Here is an 18,883-nt window from a genome sequence, read left to right as displayed (position 1 = left end):
TCACCGTCGTTCCATCCCGAAATACTGGAAAATATCGTTCCGGGCGTACCGGCATCGCCACGCCCCCTGCCCCAACGGGCTCAACCGATCAAGCCGGCCAGGCTGCGCCAGACCCCGAACGCGCCCAGATCATTGACCGTCACGAAGAACATCAGCGCAAGCAACGCCACCAATCCGCCACGAAACGCCCATTCAAACACTTCGGGCTTCACCGGCCGCCTGCGCACCGCCTCTATTGCATAGAATAGCAGATGCCCGCCATCGAGCATCGGCACTGGCAATAGATTGATGAACCCCAAATTAATCGAGATCAGCGCGATCAACCCGACATACTCGACCATGCCGAGCGACATTTGCTGGCCCGAAACCTGTGCGATCCGCAGCGGCCCGCCAAGTTCGTCGATCGAGCGCCGCCCGGTGATGATCTGGCCGATCGTATCGACCATCATGCCGACGATCTCGCCGGTCCGTTCGATCCCGATGAGCGGTGCCTGCAACAGGCTGACCGGAACGCGCACCGGCTCGACCGGCCCGATGCCGATCCGCCCGAGCTCGAACTGGTTGCCGAACCGGTCCTGCTCGCGGACGACGCCGATCTGCAGGTCGGTGGTCGCAGGCGCATCGCCGCGGACATAATCGACGCGGACGCGTTCCTGCGGGCGGATCCGCGCATAGCTAGCCAGATCGTCGAAGGTCTCGACGCTGCGCCCGCCGATCGCGGTGATCCGGTCGCCAACCTGCAACCCGGCATTGGCCGCGGCGCTCTGCTCGGCGACCAGGCCGATCACCGGCAACGTCTTGCTCTGGCCATAGGCATAGGCAAAGCCCGCCAGGATCAGGATCGCCAGCGCGAAATTGATCGCCGGCCCCGCGGCGACGACGATCGCCCGCTGCCATAGCGGCTTTGCCTGGAAGGTCTGCGCGCGCTCGGCGGCGGGCAACGCGAGCCATTCGGGGTCGGGCTGGCTGGCCGGGTTCATGTCGCCGGCGAAGCGGACATAGCCGCCCAGCGGCAGCCAACCGAACTGCCAGCGCGTGCCGCGCCTGTCGGTAAAGCCCGCAATCTCGCGCCCGAAGCCGACCGAGAAGGCCTCGGCCTTCACCCCGAACCAGCGCCCGGCGAGATAATGCCCCATCTCGTGGACGAACACGAGCGGCCCTAGCACCAGAATGAACGCGACCAGCGTGAACAGGAAGCCGGGGGTTTCGATCAAGCGACGCAATCCCTCACACGGGCACCGGCAATTCGCCGCGCCTCGGCATCAACCACCAGCACCTCTTCGACATTGCCGGGTGCCGGCGGGTCATAGCTCGCAAGCGTATCAGCGACGATTGCGGCAATTTCGAGGAAGCCGATGCGGCGCGCCAGGAATGCCGCGACCGCGATCTCGTTGGCGGCATTGAGGATCGCCGGCCGCGCACCGCCCGCCTCGAGCGCAGACCGCGCCAGCGCCAGCGCAGGGAAGCGCACCGGATCGGGCGCTTCGAAGTCGAACCGGGCCATCGCGACGAAATCGAGCGGCGCCATCGGCGTCGCCATCCGCGCGGGCCAGGCCAGCGTATGCGCGATCGGCACGCGCATGTCGCTAGGTCCCAGCTGCGCCAGGATCGACCCGTCGACATATTCGACCATCGAATGGATCACCGATTGCGGGTGGACGATGATGTCGATCTGCTCGCCGCGCACCGGAAACAACCGCGCCGCCTCGATCAGCTCGAGCCCCTTGTTCATCAGCGTCGCCGAATCGACCGAAATCTTGGCGCCCATCGTCCAATTGGGATGCGCCACCGCCTGCTCGCGCGTCACGCCGCGCATCGCCTCGGTAGACCATTCGCGGAACGGCCCGCCGCTGGCGGTGAGGATCAACCGCCGCACGCCCTCGGGGCGATCGCGGTCGAAGCACTGGAAGATCGCATTATGCTCGCTGTCGGCGGGCAGCAGCGTCGTCCCCGCCGCAGCCGCAGCCGCCAGGATCACCTCGCCCGCCGAGACTAGCGGCTCCTTGTTGGCGATCACCACCACGCCGCCGCCCTCGATTGCCGCCATCGTCGGCTCGAGCCCCGCGCAACCGACGATCGCACTCATCGTCCAGTCGGTATCGACGCGCGCCGCATCGCAAATCGCTTGGGCGCCGCCGGCAACCGCGGTGCCGGTGCCCGCTAGCGCCGCGCGAAGTTCGGGCAGGCAGGCGGCGTCGGCGACCACCGCCAGCTTGGCGTGCGTGCGGATCGCCGCCGCGGCGAGCCGATCGACATCGCAATTGGCGGTGAGCGCGACGACTTCGAAGCGCTCGGGCTCGCGTTCGACCAGATCGAGTGTCGAGGTGCCGATCGACCCCGTTGCGCCGAGGATGCTTATACGTTTCATGCCAGCCATTCGGTCAGCACTACGAGCAGCGCAGCGACCGGCGCAACCGGGACCAGCCCGTCGAGCCGATCGAGAAACCCGCCATGGCCGGGGAGCAAGGTCCCCGAATCCTTGATCCCCGCCTGCCGCTTCAACCAGCTTTCATACAAATCGCCGGCGGCCGACAGCATCGCGAGCACCGGGGTCGCGAGGGCAAGCCATGGCGACAGGCCATAGGCCATCATCACCCCGCCCATCGCCGCCGCCAGCAGCACCCCGCCGGCAAAGCCCGACCATGTCTTGTTGGGGCTGATCGACGGCGCAAGCTTGGGGCCGCCGACCGAGCGCCCGACGAAGAACGCGCCGGTATCGGCCGCCCATACCAGCCCCATCGCCCAGAACGATAGGAACAGCCCGTCGTCGCGCCCCCGCAGGTACAAGATCGCCAGCGCCGGCAGCCCGACATACAGGATTCCACGCGCCAGCTCGGCGCGCCGGGTGGCGATGACGACGAACACCGCGGTGCCCACCAGCACGCCCAGCGAAAAGAAGCTCGGACCCGACGCGATCGGTGCCATCAGCGCCAGCGGCACCGACAGGGCGAACTGCCCAGTCCTTTTGGCCTTGGCCTCGGCCTTGAACATATCCGACCATTCGGACATCGTCAGCATCGCGCCGATCACGACGATCAGCCAGAAGAACAGTCCGCCGATCGCCAGCGCCACTGCCGCCACCGCCAGCAACGCGCCGCCGACCAGCAGCCGTTGGCGAAAATCAGCCTTGCGCCGCGCGGCGTCGTCGAGCGTCACAGACCACCGAAGCGGCGCTGGCGTTGCCCGAAGACGTCGATCGCGCGTGCCAGCGTGTCGCCGTCGAAGTCGGGCCACAGCGTCTCGACGAACAGCAATTCGGCATACGCCGCCTGCCACAACAGGAAGTTCGACAGCCGTTGTTCGCCCGACGTGCGGATCATCAGGTCGACCGGCGGCAAGTCCCCGCTCTGGAGCGCGGCGGCGAAGCGCTGCTCGTCGATATGCTCGACGCCGATCTCGCCTGCCTGTACCGCGCCCGCCAGATGGCGTGCGGCGGCGGCGATCTCTGCCTGCGCGCCGTAGTTCAGCGCGATCACCAGCAGCGGACCTGTGTTGGTCGAGGTACGTACGATCGCCCCCTCGATCAGCGCCACCAGGTCGTTCGACAGCGCTTGATAGTCGCCGATCACGCGCAACCGGACATTCTCGGCCACCAGGTCGTCGAGCTCGGCGCGCAGGAAGTGGCGGAGCAAGCCCATCAGGTCGTGGACTTCATCCTCTGGCCGGCGCCAGTTTTCCGAAGAAAAGGCGTAGAGCGTCAGCACTTCAATCTGCTGGTCGCGCGCGGCGCGGGTAACGCGGCGGACCGCCTCGACCCCCTGCTTGTGCCCGGCGATCCGCGGCAGGCGCCGGGCCTTCGCCCAGCGGCCATTGCCATCCATGATGATCGCGACGTGGCGCGGACGCGCCGCCGGCGCGGGCTCGACTGCCGTTGCCATTATTCGCCCCCCCTAATGCCGTTCGTGCCGAGCCTGTCGAAGCACTGCGCTTCTTTTGCCCGCGCGGCAAAGAAGAACGGTCCTTCGACCAGCGCAGGACGAACGGAACCAGGAAAGCCCCGTCGATCCAGAACCGACGTCACTTGTTCAGGATTTCCTTTTCCTTCGCCGCCGACGCAGCGTCGATCTCGGCGATGGTGGCGTCGGTGAGCTTTTGCACTTCGGCCTCGTGGCGCTTGCGCTCGTCTTCCGAATAGACGCCCTTCTTCTCGTCGACCTTCAGGCTGTCCATCCCGTCGCGGCGGACGTTGCGCACCGCGATCCGCGCCTTTTCGGCATATTGGCTGGCAAGCTTGGCAAGCTCCTTGCGACGGTCTTCGGTCAGGTCGGGGATCGGCAGCCGCAGATTCTGGCCGTCCATGATCGGGTTGAGGCCGAGCCCCGCCGAACGGATCGCCTTGTCGGCCGGGCCGACATTGTTTTTGTCCCACACCTGGACGCTCAGCATCCGCGGCTCGGGCACCGACACCGTCGCCAGCTGGTTGAGCGGCATGTGCGCGCCGTACACCTCGACGGTTACTGGATCGAGCAGCGAGATCGACGCGCGTCCGGTGCGAAGCCCGCCCAGATCGCCCTTGAGCGATTCGACCGCGCCAGCCATCCGGCGCTCCAAATCAGCCTTTTCATATGCGGCCATGCGAAATCCTCTTCAAACGTTGTTCTGGACGATCGTCGACGTGCCTTCGCCGCGCAGGACGGCGGACAGATTGCCCTCGCCGCGGATGTTGAAGACGACGATCGGGATATTGTTGTCGCGGCACAAGGCGACCGCGCTCGCGTCCATCACCTTCAGATCGTCGGCAAGGACGCGATTGAAGCTGAGGGTATCATAGCGCTTCGCGGTCGGCACCTTCTTGGGGTCGGCGTCGTACACGCCATCGACGCTGGTGCCCTTGAACAGCGCGTCGCAGCCCATTTCGGCGGCGCGCAAGGCCGCAGTGGTATCGGTGGTGAAGAACGGCAGCCCGGTGCCCGCGGCGAAGATCACCACGCGGTTCTTCTCCATATGCCGCTCGGCGCGGCGACGGATATAGGGCTCGCACACCGACGCCATCGGGATCGCCGATTGGACGCGGGTTTCGACGCCCGCCTTTTCGAGCGCGTTCTGCATCGCGAGCGCGTTCATCACCGTCGCGAGCATGCCCATATAATCGGCGCTCGCGCGGTCGAAGCCCTGCGCCGCACCAGCCAGGCCGCGGAAGATGTTGCCGCCGCCGACGACCATGCAGATTTCGAGGCCGGTCTGCTTGGCCGCGAGCACTTCGTTGGCCACGCGCTCGCAGGTCGCGGGGTCGATGCCGAACTGGCCCTGGCCCATCAGGACTTCGCCCGAAAGCTTCAGGAGGATGCGGTTGAAGCGGGGTTTGGTCATGAATTCCATCGGTCTTGAGGGAGCAGCAAAACGGCGCGGACCTTAGAAGGGCCGCGCCGCAATGCCAACCGGCGATTGGTAAACCTTCGCCCGCTGGCGGGACAAGGTTCGTGGGCCGGTTACGCCTTGTTGATGCCTGCGGTCGCAGCGACTTCGGCCGCGAAGTCGCTCTTCTCGCGCTCGATGCCTTCGCCCAGCTGGTAGCGGACATAGCCGACCAGCTTGATCTCGCTGCCGGCGTCCTTGGCCGCCTTGGCGACGACATCCGCGACCGGGGTCTTGCCGTCCATCACGATCGGCTGGCTCAGCAACGCGTTTTCCTTGGCGAACTTCTTGACCGAACCCTCGACCATCTTGGCGATGATGTCGGCAGGCTTGCCGCTGTCGGCAGCCTTTTCGGTCGCGATCTGACGCTCGCGCTCGATGATTTCCTGGTCGAGCTCGTCCTCGTGCAGCGCCAGCGGGAAGGCAGCGGCGATGTGCATCGCGATCTGCTTGCCCAAGGGCTCGAGCACATCGACGCCGGCAGCGCTCTCGAGCGCGACCAGCACGCCGATCTTGCCGAGGCCGGGAGCCGCTGCGTTGTGGACATACGGGATCACCGCGCCCTGGGACACTTCGATCCGGCTGGCGCGGCGCAGCGCCTGGTTCTCGCCGATCGTCGCGATGTTGTTCGTCAGCGCCTCGTCGACGGTGGTGCCCGACGGCATCTTGGCGGCCTTGATCGCTTCGATATCATCGCCGGTGGCGAGCGCGATCTGGGTCACCTCGCGAACGAACGCCTGGAACTGGTCGTTCTTGGCGACGAAATCGGTCTCGGAATTGACTTCGATCACCGCGCCCTTGGTGCCGGCGACGGCGATGCCGACCAGCCCTTCGGCGGCGGTGCGGCTCGACTTCTTCTGCGCGGCGGCGAGGCCCTTGGTGCGCAGCCAATCGACCGCGGCTTCCATGTCGCCGCCATTTTCGGACAGCGCCTTCTTGCAGTCCATCATGCCCGCGCCCGAGCGCTCACGCAGTTCCTTTACCGCAGCGGCAGTGATCTCGGCCATATTCATTTCCTTCATTATGGGTGCGGGCGAGGCAGTGCTTCACGCCCTGCCCCGCCCGAATTACAATCGAGTGACACCCCGCAAGGGGGCGTCGATTCAAGCGTCGATCTGGCGCTCGCCTTCGGCAGCCGTCTCGGACTCGCTGGCGGCTGCTGCCTGCTCGGGCTCGGCCACAGCCTGCTCAGCTGGTGCCTGCTCGGCAGCTGCAGGTGCTTCGGCTGCAACAGGTGCAGCTTCAGCCACAGGCTCGCTCAGCACGGGCTCTACCGGGGGTTCGGCCATCGCGCCGAAGTCCTGGCCACGCATCTGCGCTTCGTTGTTGCCGCGCGTGGCAGCGATCGCCATCGCTTCGCAATACAGGCGGATCGCGCGTGCTGCGTCGTCGTTACCCGGAACCGGGAACGCGATGCCGTCGGGCGAGACGTTCGAATCGAGGATCGCGACGACGGGGATACCCAGCGTGTTGGCTTCCTTGATCGCCAGCTCTTCCTTGTTCGCGTCGATCACGAACATGATGTCGGGAATGCCGTTCAGGTCGCGAATGCCGCCCAGCGACATTTCCAGCTTGTCCTTTTCACGGGTCAGCTGGAGCACTTCCTTCTTGGTCAGGCCCGCGGTGTCGCCCGACAGCTGCTCCTCAAGTGCCTTGAGGCGCTTGATCGAACCCGAAATCGTCTTCCAGTTGGTGAGCATGCCGCCCAGCCAGCGATGGTTGACGAAATGCTGGCCCGAACGGCGCGCTGCCTCTGCGACGGGCTCCTGCGCCTGGCGCTTGGTGCCGACAAACAGCACCTTGCCGCCACCGGCGACCGACGCCGAGACGAAATCGAGCGCGCGCGCGAACAGCGGAACGGTCTGCGAGAGGTCGAGGATGTGAACGCCGTTACGATCGCCAAAGATGTACGGCTTCATCTTGGGGTTCCACCGATGCTTCTGGTGGCCGAAATGCGCGCCTGATTCGATCAGCTGCTGCATGGAGACGACGGGTGCCGCCATAGGGATAACTCCTTACCGGTTGTTCCTCTGGGAAGCGAAGGACCTTGCCAGCCTGAAAGGCCGGTTGCGGCACCGGATATGTGCTTCCCATGTGGGGTTGAGCGGCGGCGCATACAGCAAGCCGGCTGCGTAATCAACTGTTGACACGAGGAACGGAAACGGAACATATAGCGCTTACGCCGGGAACACGGAACCTTTGTCCACAGGCTTTGGTTACGAAATCCTTACAACGTCGCTGAGCGTCCAGATTGCGTTCAGACCAGGAGCTGTTTCGATGAATAGTTTTCTTGCTGCCGCCTTGTTCTCGACGTCGCTCGCCGTGGCCGTCACGACGATCCTGCTGACCGTGCGGCCATATGCCCACCGCATCGTGTCGCTGTTGACGCACGGCGTGCAATATCGTTCGATGCCGCTCCCTGCGCCGCGCCCACGTGCGACGCTGCGGGTTACGCCAAGGGTGACGGTGATGCCGGCGCGGCTGCGCGCTGCCGCCTGACGCGGGCGTAGCTGGCGATGCTGAACGGGATAGACACCAGATAGGCGATGCACACTACCGACAGCGTCTGGAACGGCGCCGACACCATCGCTGCTGCGACGACTACCACGGCGATGATCGCCTCGAACCGGATCGTCCGCCGCAGCTTGAGCGATGACCAGGAGAAGGTGGCGAGGTTCGACACCATCAGGAACGCGACGAACGCGACCCAAGGCGTCACTAGCCAATAGGACCGGAAGATCTCCTCGCCGGTCCAAAACGACAGATACATTGGCAGCATCGCTAGCCCCGCACCCGCAGGCGCGGGCACGCCGGTCAGGAACCCCGCGGATTTATGTGGCTGTTCGACTACGTCGATCTGCGCGTTGAACCGGGCGAGCCGAAGCGCCGCGAACACCGCATAGACCAGCGCGACGATCCAGCCGACGCGCGGAAACGCCATCAGCGACCAAAGATACACCACCAAAGCCGGCGACACGCCGAACGAAATCGAGTCGGCTAGCGAGTCGAGCTCGGCGCCGAACCGGCTTTCACCCCGCACCATCCGCGCGATCTGCCCGTCGATGCCGTCGAGCGCACCCGCGAGCAGGATCATCAATACCGCGCGTTCCCACTCGCCCGATATGCCGTAGCGCACGCCGGTCAGTCCCGAGCACAGCGCCAGCGCGGTAACCGCATTGGGGGCGATGGCGCGCAGCGGAATGCCGCGCGCACGCGAAACGCGTTTGGCCATTATTGTGCCACCCCGCGGACGGCGGGCAGGCTGGGCCGGCCAAGCACCGTCTCGCCCGCGATGCTGCGCTGGCCCAGGGTCACCTGCGGCTCGATGCCTTCGGGCAGGAACACGTCGACGCGGCTGCCGAACCGGATCAGCCCGATACGCTGCCCCGCCACGACCATGTCGCCGGGCTTGGTGAACGCCAGGATACGCCGCGCGACCAGCCCGGCGATCTGGGTGAAGCCGATCCGCATCCCGTCGCTTGTCTCGACCACGATATGCTGGCGCTCATTCTCGTCGCTCGCCTTGTCGAGATCGGCGTTCAGGAACTTGCCCGAGATATAGATGACCTGGCGGATCGTGCCGGTCACCGGGGTGCGATTGATGTGGACGTCGAACACGCTCATGAAAATCGACACGCGCACCAGCGGCAGATCGCCCAAGCCTCCGGGGCCGCGAAGCTCGGGCGGCAGCGCGACGCGCTCGATCATCGTGACCAATCCGTCGGCTGGGGCGACGATCAGCCGCTCGCCCTGCGGCGTCACGCGCACCGGATCGCGGAAGAAGGAAATGACCCAGATCGTCAGCGCGATCATCGGCCATCCCCAGAACCAGCCGCCCCACAGGACGGCCAGGAAAGAGATTGCTCCAGCGACGAGCGCGTATTTACGGCCCTCGGGGTGCATTGCGGGGAAGCGCCACTTCACCGTCGATGTGACGGTGGGCGGCTTGTCTAGCGATGCCATATTTGAGGGATAGCGATCCGACCGCGGCGATACAACGCTTCATCGCTGCCGCGCGGTTGATCCCGCCGCCGCATCCCCGTAGACGGCTGGCAACTCCCCCTTCAGGAATAGCGAGACATTGATGGCGAAGATCAAGGTAAAAACGCCCGTCGTGGAAATCGACGGCGACGAGATGACGCGGATCATCTGGGCATGGATCCGCGAACGGCTGATCCTTCCCTACCTCGACATCGACCTTGAATATTACGACCTGTCGATCGAGAAGCGCGACGAGACCGACGACCGCATCACCGTCGACAGCGCCAAGGCGATCCAGAAATATGGCGTCGGCGTGAAATGCGCGACGATCACCCCCGACGAGCAGCGCGTCGAGGAATTTGGCCTCAAGAAGATGTGGAAGTCGCCCAACGGCACGATCCGCAACATCCTGGGCGGCGTGGTTTTCCGCGAGCCGATCGTGATCTCGAACGTGCCGCGTCTGGTGCCCGGCTGGACCAAGCCGATCGTTGTCGGCCGTCATGCGTTCGGCGACCAGTATCGCGCGACCGATTATCGCGTGCCCGGCCCCGGCAAGCTGCGGCTGGTGTTCGAAGGCGATGACGGCGTCGTGATCGACGAGGAAGTGTTCCGCTTCCCGAGCGCTGGCGTCGCGATGGCGATGTACAATCTCGACGATTCGATCCGCGACTTCGCGCGTTCGAGCCTGAACTACGGCCTCGACCGCAAATGGCCGGTCTATCTGTCGACCAAGAACACGATCATGAAGGCCTATGATGGGCGCTTCAAGGACATCTTCGCCGAAGTGTTCGAGACCGAGTTCGAGGCCCAGTTCAAGGACGCGAACATCGTCTATGAGCATCGCCTGATCGACGACATGGTCGCATCGGCGCTCAAGTGGCACGGCGAATTCGTGTGGGCGTGCAAGAACTATGACGGCGACGTTCAGTCGGACACCGTCGCGCAGGGGTTCGGCTCGCTCGGGCTGATGACCTCGGTGCTGATGACCCCCGACGGCAAGACCGTCGAGGCCGAAGCAGCGCACGGCACCGTTACGCGCCACTATCGCCAGCATCAGCAGGGCAAGGCGACGTCGACCAATCCGATCGCGTCGATCTTCGCCTGGACCGGCGGCCTGAAATATCGCGGCAAGTTCGACGGCACCCCCGAAGTGACGCAGTTCGCCGAGACGCTCGAGCGCGTCTGCGTCGAGACCGTCGAATCGGGCCAGATGACCAAGGACCTCGCGATCCTGATCGGCCCCAACCAGCCGTGGATGACCACCGAGCAGTTCTTCGAAGCCGTTCGTGTGAACCTCGAAACCGCGATGGGCGCACAGCGCTAAAGATCGCGAGCGACGCCTTGCCAGCTTCGGCAGGGCGTCGCTCCAAATCCGTTTGTTTCACGCGGACCCGGTCGGTTGGTTTCGGACGCACCGGGTCCGTTAGGTTGGCCCAGTTTCAGCCTGCGGCGGTCGGCGCCTCGCTCAGGCTGAAGTCCTTATATTGCTCGCGGATCGCGGTCTTGAGCAGCTTGCCCGTCGCGGTGTGTGGCAGCGAATCGACGAAGTGGATTTCGTCGGGCAGCCACCATTTCGCGACCTGCGTCGCCAGATGCGCCTGGATCGCCTCGACCGACACATCGCTGTCGGGCTTGCGCACCACCAGCAGGATCGGCCGCTCTTCCCAGCGCGGATGATACACCCCGATCGCCGCCGCCTCCGCCACCCCCGGACAACCGACCGCGGCGTTCTCGAGCTCGACCGAGCTGATCCATTCACCCCCCGACTTGATGACATCCTTCGCGCGATCGGTGATCTGCATCGTGTTGTCGGGGTGGATCATCGCGACGTCGCCGGTGTCGAACCAGCCATCGGCGTCGCAGCACGGCACCTCCTCGCCATAATATTGGTGGATCACCCAGGGACCGCGCACCTGCAGCCGCCCCGAGCTCGCGCCGTCGCGCGGCAGGACGGTGTCGGCATCGTCGACGATCCGCATCTCGATTCCGAAGGGTGCGCGCCCCTGCTTGCAGACCTGATCGACCTGCTGCTCGAAGCTCAGCTCGTCCCAATCATAGCTCTTGGCGCCGATGGTGCCGATCGGCGAGGTTTCGGTCATCCCCCAGGCGTGGTTGACGCGCACCCCCATCTTCATGATCCGCTCGATCATCGATCGCGGCGCCGCCGACCCGCCGATCGTCACCACCTGCAAATGCTGCGGCGCCTCGCCGGTCGCGTCCATATATTCGAACATGCCGAACCACACCGTCGGCACCCCGGCAGAGTGCGTGACCTTTTCGCGGTTCATCAGCTCGCACAATATCCTGGGCTCGTTGACGCACGAGAAGACGAACTTCAGCCCTACCGCGGGCCCGGCGAAGGGCATCCCCCACCCCACCGCATGGAACATCGGCACGATCGGCATCGCCACCGAGCGCGCCGACAGATCGAACACCGACGGTTGCAGCTCGACCAGCGCATGGATCATCGACGAGCGGTGGCTGTAGAGCACGCCCTTGGGATTGCCCGTCGTGCCGCTGGTGTAGCACAGCATGCACGGATCGCGCTCGCTGCCCTCGACCCAGGCATAGTCGCCGCCTTCGGGGGCGATCAGCGCCTCGAAGCTGTCGGTGGCGGCATCACCCGCTCCAGTCTCCGATCCCGGATCGAAGACGATATAATGCTCGATCGTCGTCCAATGCGGCTTCATCTTGTCGACGATCGGTTGGAACATCCGGTCGTACATCAGCACCCGGTCTTCGGCGTGGTTGGCGATATAGGCGAGCTGGTCGGGGAACAGCCGCGGGTTGATCGTGTGAATGATGCCGCCCATCCCGATCGTGCCGTACCAGGCGATCAGGTGCCGCGAATGGTTCATCGCCAGCGTCGCGACGCGGTCGCCGGGCTTGAGCCCGAGCCGCTCGAGCGCTTGCGCCAGCTTGCGCGAGTCGCGTGCTATGCCCGCCCAGTCGGTCCGCGTTTCGCTGCCATCGGCCCAGCGGGTGACGATCTCGCGCGTCGGATGCTCGCGCTCGGCATGTTCGACCAGGCGCGGCACGCGCAGCTCGAAATCCTGCATTCCACCCAGCATCGCTCTCTCCATTCGTTTCTTTGGTATGGAGAATAGCCGCTGAGCCCCGCGCGTCCAGCAGGTTCGAGTATGGTGAAGGTGGCGGGCTAGCCGGCGAGCGCCAGCTTGGGGCTCATCAGGTCGACCGCGCGCACCCCGGGTATCGCGCCCAGCCCTGAAACCAGCTCGTCGTCGAGCAGGAAGTCCTCGCCCAGCAGCACTTCGGCCTCGGCACCGTCGGGCAGCGTCGCCATCACCCGCACCCGTCCGCGCCCGCCGCGCTGGTCGCGCAGCGCCGATGCCAGCAGCGGCAGCGCCGATGCCGCGTCGACCCACAAGGTCAGCACCAGCTTGGCGTTGTTCGACAGCGTCTCGAACCCCTGGACGGTCTTCACCGTCACGCGCGCGGCATCCTCGCCCGGGCGTCGATCGAGCTCGACCTGCAACAGCCCGCATCCGCCCGCCTTCGACGCTTCCTCGAGCGCGTTGGCGGTCGATTCCTCGAAACAGGTGGCGGTGATCGTCGCCGATGCATCGGACAGCGTCAGCATCATGTAGCGCTTGCCGCGCGCCGAGGTGCGCCAGCGCGCATCCTCGATCAGCGCCGAGATCGTCGCGCCCGCGCGCGCGCCATCGGGCACATGCACGTCGCCCAGCGCCGCGATCGGCCGCGCGGCGTGGACCTTGGCCAAATGGGCGTAACGATCGAGCGGATGCGCCGAGAAGAAGAAACCGAATGCGTCCTTCTCCGCGCCGATCCGCTCTGCGAGCGACCAGCTCGCCTTGGCGGGCAGGCGGATCGGCGGCTCGCTCGCTTCCCCCTCGCCGAACAGCCCGCCCTGCCCGCTGGTCTTGCCGGCATGGACCCGCTGCGCGGTCGCCAGGATCGTCTCGGCGGCAGCGTGGACGCCGGGGCGGTTGGGTTCGATCGCATCGAACGCGCCTGCCGCTGCCAGCGTCTCGACCTGGCGCTTGTTGAGCATCCGCGGATCGACGCGGCGCGCAATGTCGTCGAGCGAGGCGAAGCTGCCGCCAGTGCGGCGTTCGTCGGCAATCTGCTCCATCGCCCGCTCGCCGACGCCTTTCAGCGCACCGAGGGCATAGCGCACCGCCAGCCCGTCGCCATGCGCCTGCACGTCGAACTCGGCCTCGCTCGCATTCACGTCGGGGCCTAGGCAAGTAACGCCCAACCGCTTCATGTCGTCGACGAAGATCGCCAATTTGTCGGTCTGCCCCATGTCGAAGCACATCGACGCCGCGTAGAATTCGTGCGGGTAATGCGCCTTCATCCAGGCGGTCTGGTAGGCGAGGAGCGCATAGGCGGCGGCGTGCGATTTGTTGAAGCCATAGCCCGCGAACTTGTCGATCAAGTCGAACAGCGCGTTGGCCTCTGCCGCCTTGATGCCGTTGACGCTCAGGCAGCCATCGACGAAACCCGCGCGCTGCGCGTCCATCTCGGCCTTGATCTTCTTGCCCATCGCGCGCCGCAGCATGTCCGCACCGCCCAGGCTATAGCCCGCCAGCACCTGCGCCGCCTGCATCACCTGTTCCTGATAGACGAAAATCCCGTAGGTTTCGTTCAGGATCGGCTCGAGCAGCGGGTGCGGATAGGTGACGGGTTCGCGGCCGTTTTTGCGCGCGCCGAACATCGGGATATTGTCCATCGGGCCTGGCCGATATAGCGAGACGAGCGCGATGATGTCGCCGAAGTTCGACGGGCGCACGGCCGACAGCGTCCGCCGCATCCCTTCGGATTCGAGTTGGAACACGCCGACGGTGTCGCCGTGCTGGAGCAGTTCATAGACCCCGGCATCATCCCATTCGAGCGTGTCGAGATCGACGCTGATCCCGCGCTTGGCGAGCAGGTCGGTTCCCTTTCGCAGCACCGACAGTGTCTTGAGGCCCAGAAAGTCGAACTTCACCAGCCCGGCACCCTCGACATATTTCATGTCGAACTGGGTCACCGGCATGTCCGATCGCGGATCGCGATAGAGCGGCACCAGTTGCGCCAGCGGCCGGTCGCCGATCACCACGCCGGCGGCATGGGTCGACGAATGGCGTGGCAGGCCCTCTAGCTGCTTGGCCAGGTCGAGCAGCCGGCGAACATCGTCCTCGCGCTCATAGGCATGCGCCATTTCGGACACGCCGTTGATCGCGCGTTCGAGTGTCCAGGGGTCGGTCGGGTGGTTGGGCACCAGCTTGGCGAGGCGATCGACCTGGCCATAGCTCATCTGGAGCACGCGCCCGGTATCCTTGAGCACTGCGCGTGCCTTCAGCTTACCGAAGGTGATGATCTGCGCGACATGGTCGCTGCCATATTTCTGCTGGACGTAGCGGATCACCTCGCCGCGGCGGGTTTCGCAGAAATCGATGTCGAAGTCGGGCATCGACACGCGCTCTGGGTTCAGGAAGCGTTCGAACAGCAACCCCAGCTTCATCGGGTCGAGATCGGTGATCGTCAGCGCCCAGGCAACGACCGAACCCGCACCCGAACCACGGCCCGGGCCGACGGGAATGCCATTGTCCTTCGCCCATTTGATGAAATCGGCGACGATCAGGAAATAGCCGGGAAAACCCATGCCGACGATGACGTCGAGCTCGAATTCGAGCCGGTCGCGATAGGGCTGGAAACGATCCCCGTTCGTTTCGAGCGCAGTCGAGAAACCCTGGTCGGGCGCGGGCTTCTCGACTTCGCTCGAAGCGAACGGTTCTTGTTTTGCCGCCTCGATCGCGAGGATCTTCGCCAACCGCGCTTCCAACCCCGCGCGCGCATCATCGCGCAGCTTCGTCGCCTCGCCTTCGCGGTCGCCGGCAAGGCTGGGCAGGATCGGCTTGCGATAGGGTGCCGCCACCGCGCAGCGCTGCGCGACGACCAGCGTGTTCGCCAGCGCCTCTGGCAGGTCGGCGAACTGCCGCTCCATCTCCTGCGCGGGCTTCATCCACGCCTCGGGCGAGCTGCGCGTCCGGTCCTCGGACATTACATAGGACGAGCTGGCGATGCACAGCATCGCGTCGTGTGCCGCATGAAAATCGGCTTCGGCGAAGCAAGAAGGGTTGGTCGCGACCAGCGGCAGATAGCGATCATAGGCGAAAGCGATCAGGCCGGCCTCCGCGCGGATCTCGATCGGGTCGCCGCGCCGCGTCAGCTCGATATAGAGCCGGTCGGGAAATAGTTGTTCGAGCGCGGCGAGATAGGCGGCGGCCTCGCTGTCCTGCCCCTCGGCGAGTAGCCGAGCGAGCGCACCCTCGCCGCCCGCAGTCAGCGCGATCAGCCCGTCGGTGCGCCCTTCGAGCGCCGAGAGCTGGACATGCGGCTCCCATTCGACCGGGCGGCCCAGATGCGCCTCGGACACCAAGGCGCACAGATTGTCGTAGCCGGCTTCGTCCTGCGCATAGAGCGCGATCCAGTCGACGATCGGCGCGCGCCCCTCGGGGCTGCCCGGCCGCGCGATCGACAGCATCGTGCCGACGATCGGCTGGACGCCCTCGCTCTTGCACGCGTCGCCGAACGCCATTGCAGCGTACAGCCCGTTGCGATCGGTCATCGCGACCGCGGGGAATTTCAGCCGGCGTGCGTGCTTGGCGATCGCCTTGGGCTCGATCGCCCCGTCGAGCATGGTGTAGCAGGAAAAGACGCGGAGGGGCACGAAGCCGGAGTGGGACATGGCTTCAGGGTAGGTCGTGCGGCGGAGGGTGGAAAGGGCGCGGGGAAATTATCCACAACCTTCTTCCCCCTTTCCGAACGCTCGTTCCCCCTCCCGCAAGCGGGAGGGGGATTTACAGTAGCGCTTCGATATCCTTGGCGATCGCCTCGGGCACAGTCTGCGGCGCATAGCGTTCGACCACGCGACCGTCGCGATCGACCAGGAACTTGGTGAAATTCCATTTCACCGCTTTGCTGCCGAGCAAGCCCGGCGCCTGCTCCTTCAAATGCCGGTACAGCGGCGCGGCATCGTCGCCATTGACGTCGAGCTTGGCATAGACCGGAAAGGTCACGTCATAGGTCAGCGAACAGAATTTCGCGATTTCGGCGGCGTCGCCCGGCTCCTGCGCGCCGAACTGGTTGCAGGGAAACCCCAGCACCGCAAAGCCGCGCTCGGCGAACCGGCGGTGCAGCGCCTCGAGGCCGGTATATTGCGGAGTAAAGCCGCATTTCGACGCGACGTTGACGATCAGCAGCACCTTGCCCGCATGATCGGACAGATCGGTCGGCGTGCCATCGGCGGCGGTTACCGGGATCGCGGTGACGTCGGTCATTGCAGCCTCCCCTCGTGCAGCCGGACAACGCGGTCCATCCGCAGCGCCAGCCGTTCGTTATGTGTCGCTACCAACGCCGACGATCCCTCGCCGCGCACCAACCGCAGGAATTCGGCGAACACGATGTCGGCGGTCGCCTCGTCGAGATTGCCGGTCGGCTCGTCGGCGAGCACCAGCGCAGGCCGATTGGCGAGCGCGCGCGCGACCGCGACTCGTTGCTGCTCGCCCCCCGACAATTGGCTCGGGCGATGCGTCAGCCGCTTCGCGAGACCCAGCGCCGAAAGCAATTCCTCGGCGCGCGCCTCGGCATCGGCCTGGGTCGCGCCGTGGATCAGCAGCGGCAGGATCACGTTTTCGGCGGCGGTGAAGTCGGGCAGCAGATGGTGGAACTGATAGATGAACCCCATCTGGTCGCGCCGCGTGACGGTGCGGCCATTGCTGTCGAGCTTGGCGACTTCGGTGCCCGCGATCCGGATCGATCCCTCGAAGCCGCCCTCGAGCAGGCCAACCGCCTGCAGCAGGGTCGACTTGCCCGAGCCCGAAGGCCCGAGCAGCGCGACGATCTCACCCGGCGCCACCGCCAGGTCGACACCGCGCAGCACTTCGATCTTGTGCCCGCCCTGCTCGAACGAGCGCATGAGCCCGGTGGTCTGGAGGACGGGCTCATTCATAGCGAAGCACCTGGACCGGATCGGTACTCGCCGCCTTGAATGCGGGGTACAGCGTGGCGAGGAACGAGAAGACGAACGCCATCAGCACGATGCCTGCGACCTCCCAGGGATCGGTCTTGGCGGGCAATTCGGTGAGGTAGCGCATCGAGGGATCCCAGATCTGCTGCCCGGTCACCGCGCCCATGAAGGCGAGCACCTGCTGCCGGAAGAACAGGAAGATGAAGCCCAGGATCAGCCCCGCGAGGATTCCCAGCGAGCCGATCGTCGTGCCGACCGTCACGAAGATGCGGATCAGGCCGTAGCGCGTCGCCCCCATCGTCCGCAGGATCGCGATGTCGCGCGTCTTGGCGCGCACCAGCATGATCAGCGACGACAGGATGTTGAACACCGCGACCAGGATCAGGATCGACAGCACAGTGAAGGTCACCAACCGATCGACCGCGAGCGCCTCGAAAATCTCGGCGTTGAGCCGGCGCCAATCGTTGAGCACCCCACGCGATCCGATCTTGGCGGCGAGCGGCTGCAATATCTCGCCGACACGGTCGGGATCGACGGTGTCGATCTCAACCATCCCCACCGAATCGCCCATCAGCAGCAAGGTTTGCGCATCCTCCATCGGCAGGATCACGAACGCCTTGTCATAGTCGAACACCCCCACCTCGAAGATCGCGCCGATCCGGTACGACACGATGCGCGGTACCGTCCCCATCGGCGTCGCCACCCCCTGGAAACTGATGAGCGACACATCGGTACCGACCGTCGCACCTAGCGCCTCGGCCAGCCGCGACCCGATCGCGATGGTGTTCGATCCGTTGGAGAGCCGCGACAGATCGCCCAGAATGACATTGTCGCGGATCGTCGGGTTGCTGCGGATATCCTCGACCCGCATCCCGCGCAGGATCACCGCCTGCGTCCGGCCATTGAAATCGGCCATCAGCGGCTGTTCGATCAGCGGTGTCGCACTCGTGACCCCGGGCGTTTCGCGCGCCTCGCGCACGATGTCGCGCCAGTCGCGCAATTGCCCGCCATAGCCCTGTACGACCGCATGGCCGTTGAGCCCGACGATCTTGTCGAACAGCTCGGCGCGGAACCCGTTCATCACGCTCATCACGATGACGAGCGCCGCCACCCCGAGCATCACCGCGAACAGGCTGATGCCCGCGACCAGGAAGATGAACGCCTCGCCCCTGCCCGGCAGCAAATAGCGCCGGGCGATCATGCGTTCGTAGCGCGACAGGATCATGGAAAGCCTTGGGTTACGGGGAGCGGGTTCATGTGCTGCAGCGTGCCTTACGGTTCCGCAACAAGCCGCGCAATCAGTGCTGTTGCCAAATGAACACATGGTGAAACGATTCGGAAATACATGCCTGCATTTCCGGTGACATCGGCCCGCGACAGGCCTAGGCCACGACTATCGAAGTGCAGGCAATGGCCGCGGTTCGGGGAGGCTTCAGGCCCCGCTGGTCGAAAGACCGGTGTGTGGGCGGAAGCTAAAAATGGGGGCTGACGAGCGATCGTCACGCAGGCGCCCGGATCGGCAACGATCCGGGCGTTTGCATGTCTGGCGTT

General features: G+C 65.3%; 17 protein-coding genes. 2 read left to right on the top strand and 15 right to left on the bottom strand.

Annotation, left to right across the window (positions count from 1 at the left end):
* Window positions 1-80: 80 nt before the first annotated feature.
* The 8 genes from rseP to rpsB all read right to left on the bottom strand — a co-directional run bounded on the left by rseP (window position 81) and on the right by rpsB (window position 7,358).
* On the bottom strand, window positions 81-1,214 hold the full coding sequence (rseP, locus tag NMP03_RS04160) for an RIP metalloprotease RseP (protein ID WP_256507270.1): 1,134 nt from the start codon (window positions 1,212-1,214) through the stop codon (window positions 81-83).
* Window positions 1,211-2,368 carry a 1-deoxy-D-xylulose-5-phosphate reductoisomerase gene (locus tag NMP03_RS04155; protein ID WP_256507269.1) on the bottom strand — a complete coding sequence of 386 codons (1,158 nt, stop codon included), beginning with the start codon at window positions 2,366-2,368 and terminating at the stop codon, window positions 1,211-1,213. Before NMP03_RS04155 ends, rseP begins: the two co-directional genes overlap by 4 nt.
* Window positions 2,365-3,156: a phosphatidate cytidylyltransferase gene (locus NMP03_RS04150; RefSeq protein WP_256507268.1), complete on the bottom strand. Its 792-nt coding sequence runs from the start codon at window positions 3,154-3,156 to the stop codon at window positions 2,365-2,367. Before NMP03_RS04150 ends, NMP03_RS04155 begins: the two co-directional genes overlap by 4 nt.
* Window positions 3,153-3,878, bottom strand: a complete 726-nt coding sequence (locus NMP03_RS04145; RefSeq protein ID WP_256507267.1) for an isoprenyl transferase — start codon at window positions 3,876-3,878, stop codon at window positions 3,153-3,155. The genes NMP03_RS04150 and NMP03_RS04145 overlap by 4 nt, the downstream gene beginning before the upstream one ends.
* A 139-nt stretch (window positions 3,879-4,017) precedes the next feature.
* Window positions 4,018-4,575 carry a ribosome recycling factor gene (gene frr / locus NMP03_RS04140; RefSeq protein WP_256507266.1) on the bottom strand — a complete coding sequence of 186 codons (558 nt, stop codon included), beginning with the start codon at window positions 4,573-4,575 and terminating at the stop codon, window positions 4,018-4,020.
* Between the two features lie 12 nt (window positions 4,576-4,587).
* Window positions 4,588-5,310: a UMP kinase gene (gene pyrH, locus NMP03_RS04135; RefSeq protein WP_256507265.1), complete on the bottom strand. Its 723-nt coding sequence runs from the start codon at window positions 5,308-5,310 to the stop codon at window positions 4,588-4,590.
* 119 nt (window positions 5,311-5,429) lie between these two features.
* A complete protein-coding gene (gene tsf / locus NMP03_RS04130; protein WP_256507264.1) occupies window positions 5,430-6,362 on the bottom strand; it encodes a translation elongation factor Ts in 933 nt (310 codons plus the stop codon).
* A gap of 96 nt (window positions 6,363-6,458) precedes the next feature.
* A complete protein-coding gene (gene rpsB / locus NMP03_RS04125; RefSeq protein ID WP_256507263.1) occupies window positions 6,459-7,358 on the bottom strand; it encodes a 30S ribosomal protein S2 in 900 nt (299 codons plus the stop codon).
* A gap of 274 nt (window positions 7,359-7,632) precedes the next feature.
* Here rpsB and NMP03_RS04120 point away from each other — a divergent pair, with 274 nt between their 5' ends.
* Window positions 7,633-7,854 carry a hypothetical protein gene (locus NMP03_RS04120; RefSeq protein WP_256507262.1) on the top strand — a complete coding sequence of 74 codons (222 nt, stop codon included), beginning with the start codon at window positions 7,633-7,635 and terminating at the stop codon, window positions 7,852-7,854.
* Here the strand turns inward: NMP03_RS04120 and NMP03_RS04115 are convergent.
* Entirely contained in the window at window positions 7,805-8,587 is a 783-nt protein-coding gene (locus tag NMP03_RS04115; RefSeq protein ID WP_256507261.1) for a CDP-alcohol phosphatidyltransferase family protein, read from the bottom strand. The genes NMP03_RS04120 and NMP03_RS04115 overlap by 50 nt on opposite strands.
* The gene (locus NMP03_RS04110; protein ID WP_256507260.1) at window positions 8,587-9,318 is read right to left on the bottom strand and encodes a phosphatidylserine decarboxylase; all 732 of its coding nucleotides are present in this window, start codon (window positions 9,316-9,318) and stop codon (window positions 8,587-8,589) included. The genes NMP03_RS04115 and NMP03_RS04110 overlap by 1 nt, the downstream gene beginning before the upstream one ends.
* A gap of 121 nt (window positions 9,319-9,439) precedes the next feature.
* On the opposite strand from NMP03_RS04110, the gene NMP03_RS04105 reads away from it, so the two are divergent.
* Window positions 9,440-10,660, top strand: a complete 1,221-nt coding sequence (locus NMP03_RS04105; protein WP_256507259.1) for an NADP-dependent isocitrate dehydrogenase — start codon at window positions 9,440-9,442, stop codon at window positions 10,658-10,660.
* Window positions 10,661-10,775: 115 nt separating this feature from the next.
* On the opposite strand, the gene NMP03_RS04100 is transcribed toward NMP03_RS04105, so the two are convergent.
* The 5 genes from NMP03_RS04100 to NMP03_RS04080 form a co-directional block, all read right to left on the bottom strand.
* Window positions 10,776-12,407 (bottom strand): long-chain fatty acid--CoA ligase, encoded by a 1,632-nt coding sequence (locus NMP03_RS04100; RefSeq protein WP_256507258.1) that lies wholly within the window; start codon window positions 12,405-12,407, stop codon window positions 10,776-10,778.
* A gap of 86 nt (window positions 12,408-12,493) precedes the next feature.
* Window positions 12,494-16,051 (bottom strand): DNA polymerase III subunit alpha, encoded by a 3,558-nt coding sequence (gene dnaE / locus NMP03_RS04095; RefSeq protein WP_256507257.1) that lies wholly within the window; start codon window positions 16,049-16,051, stop codon window positions 12,494-12,496.
* Window positions 16,052-16,163: 112 nt separating this feature from the next.
* Entirely contained in the window at window positions 16,164-16,643 is a 480-nt protein-coding gene (locus NMP03_RS04090) for a glutathione peroxidase (RefSeq protein WP_256507256.1), read from the bottom strand.
* On the bottom strand, window positions 16,640-17,314 hold the full coding sequence (locus NMP03_RS04085) for an ABC transporter ATP-binding protein (RefSeq protein ID WP_256507255.1): 675 nt from the start codon (window positions 17,312-17,314) through the stop codon (window positions 16,640-16,642). The genes NMP03_RS04090 and NMP03_RS04085 overlap by 4 nt, the downstream gene beginning before the upstream one ends.
* The gene (locus tag NMP03_RS04080) at window positions 17,307-18,557 is read right to left on the bottom strand and encodes a lipoprotein-releasing ABC transporter permease subunit (protein WP_256507254.1); all 1,251 of its coding nucleotides are present in this window, start codon (window positions 18,555-18,557) and stop codon (window positions 17,307-17,309) included. Before NMP03_RS04080 ends, NMP03_RS04085 begins: the two co-directional genes overlap by 8 nt.
* Between the last annotated feature and the right edge of the window lie 326 nt (window positions 18,558-18,883).

Origin of the sequence: Sphingomonas qomolangmaensis (assembly GCF_024496245.1) — a bacterium.
In the GTDB taxonomy this organism is placed as follows: Bacteria; Pseudomonadota; Alphaproteobacteria; order Sphingomonadales; family Sphingomonadaceae; genus Sphingomonas; species Sphingomonas qomolangmaensis.
This window is presented reverse-complemented; position numbering and strand designations above follow the sequence as displayed.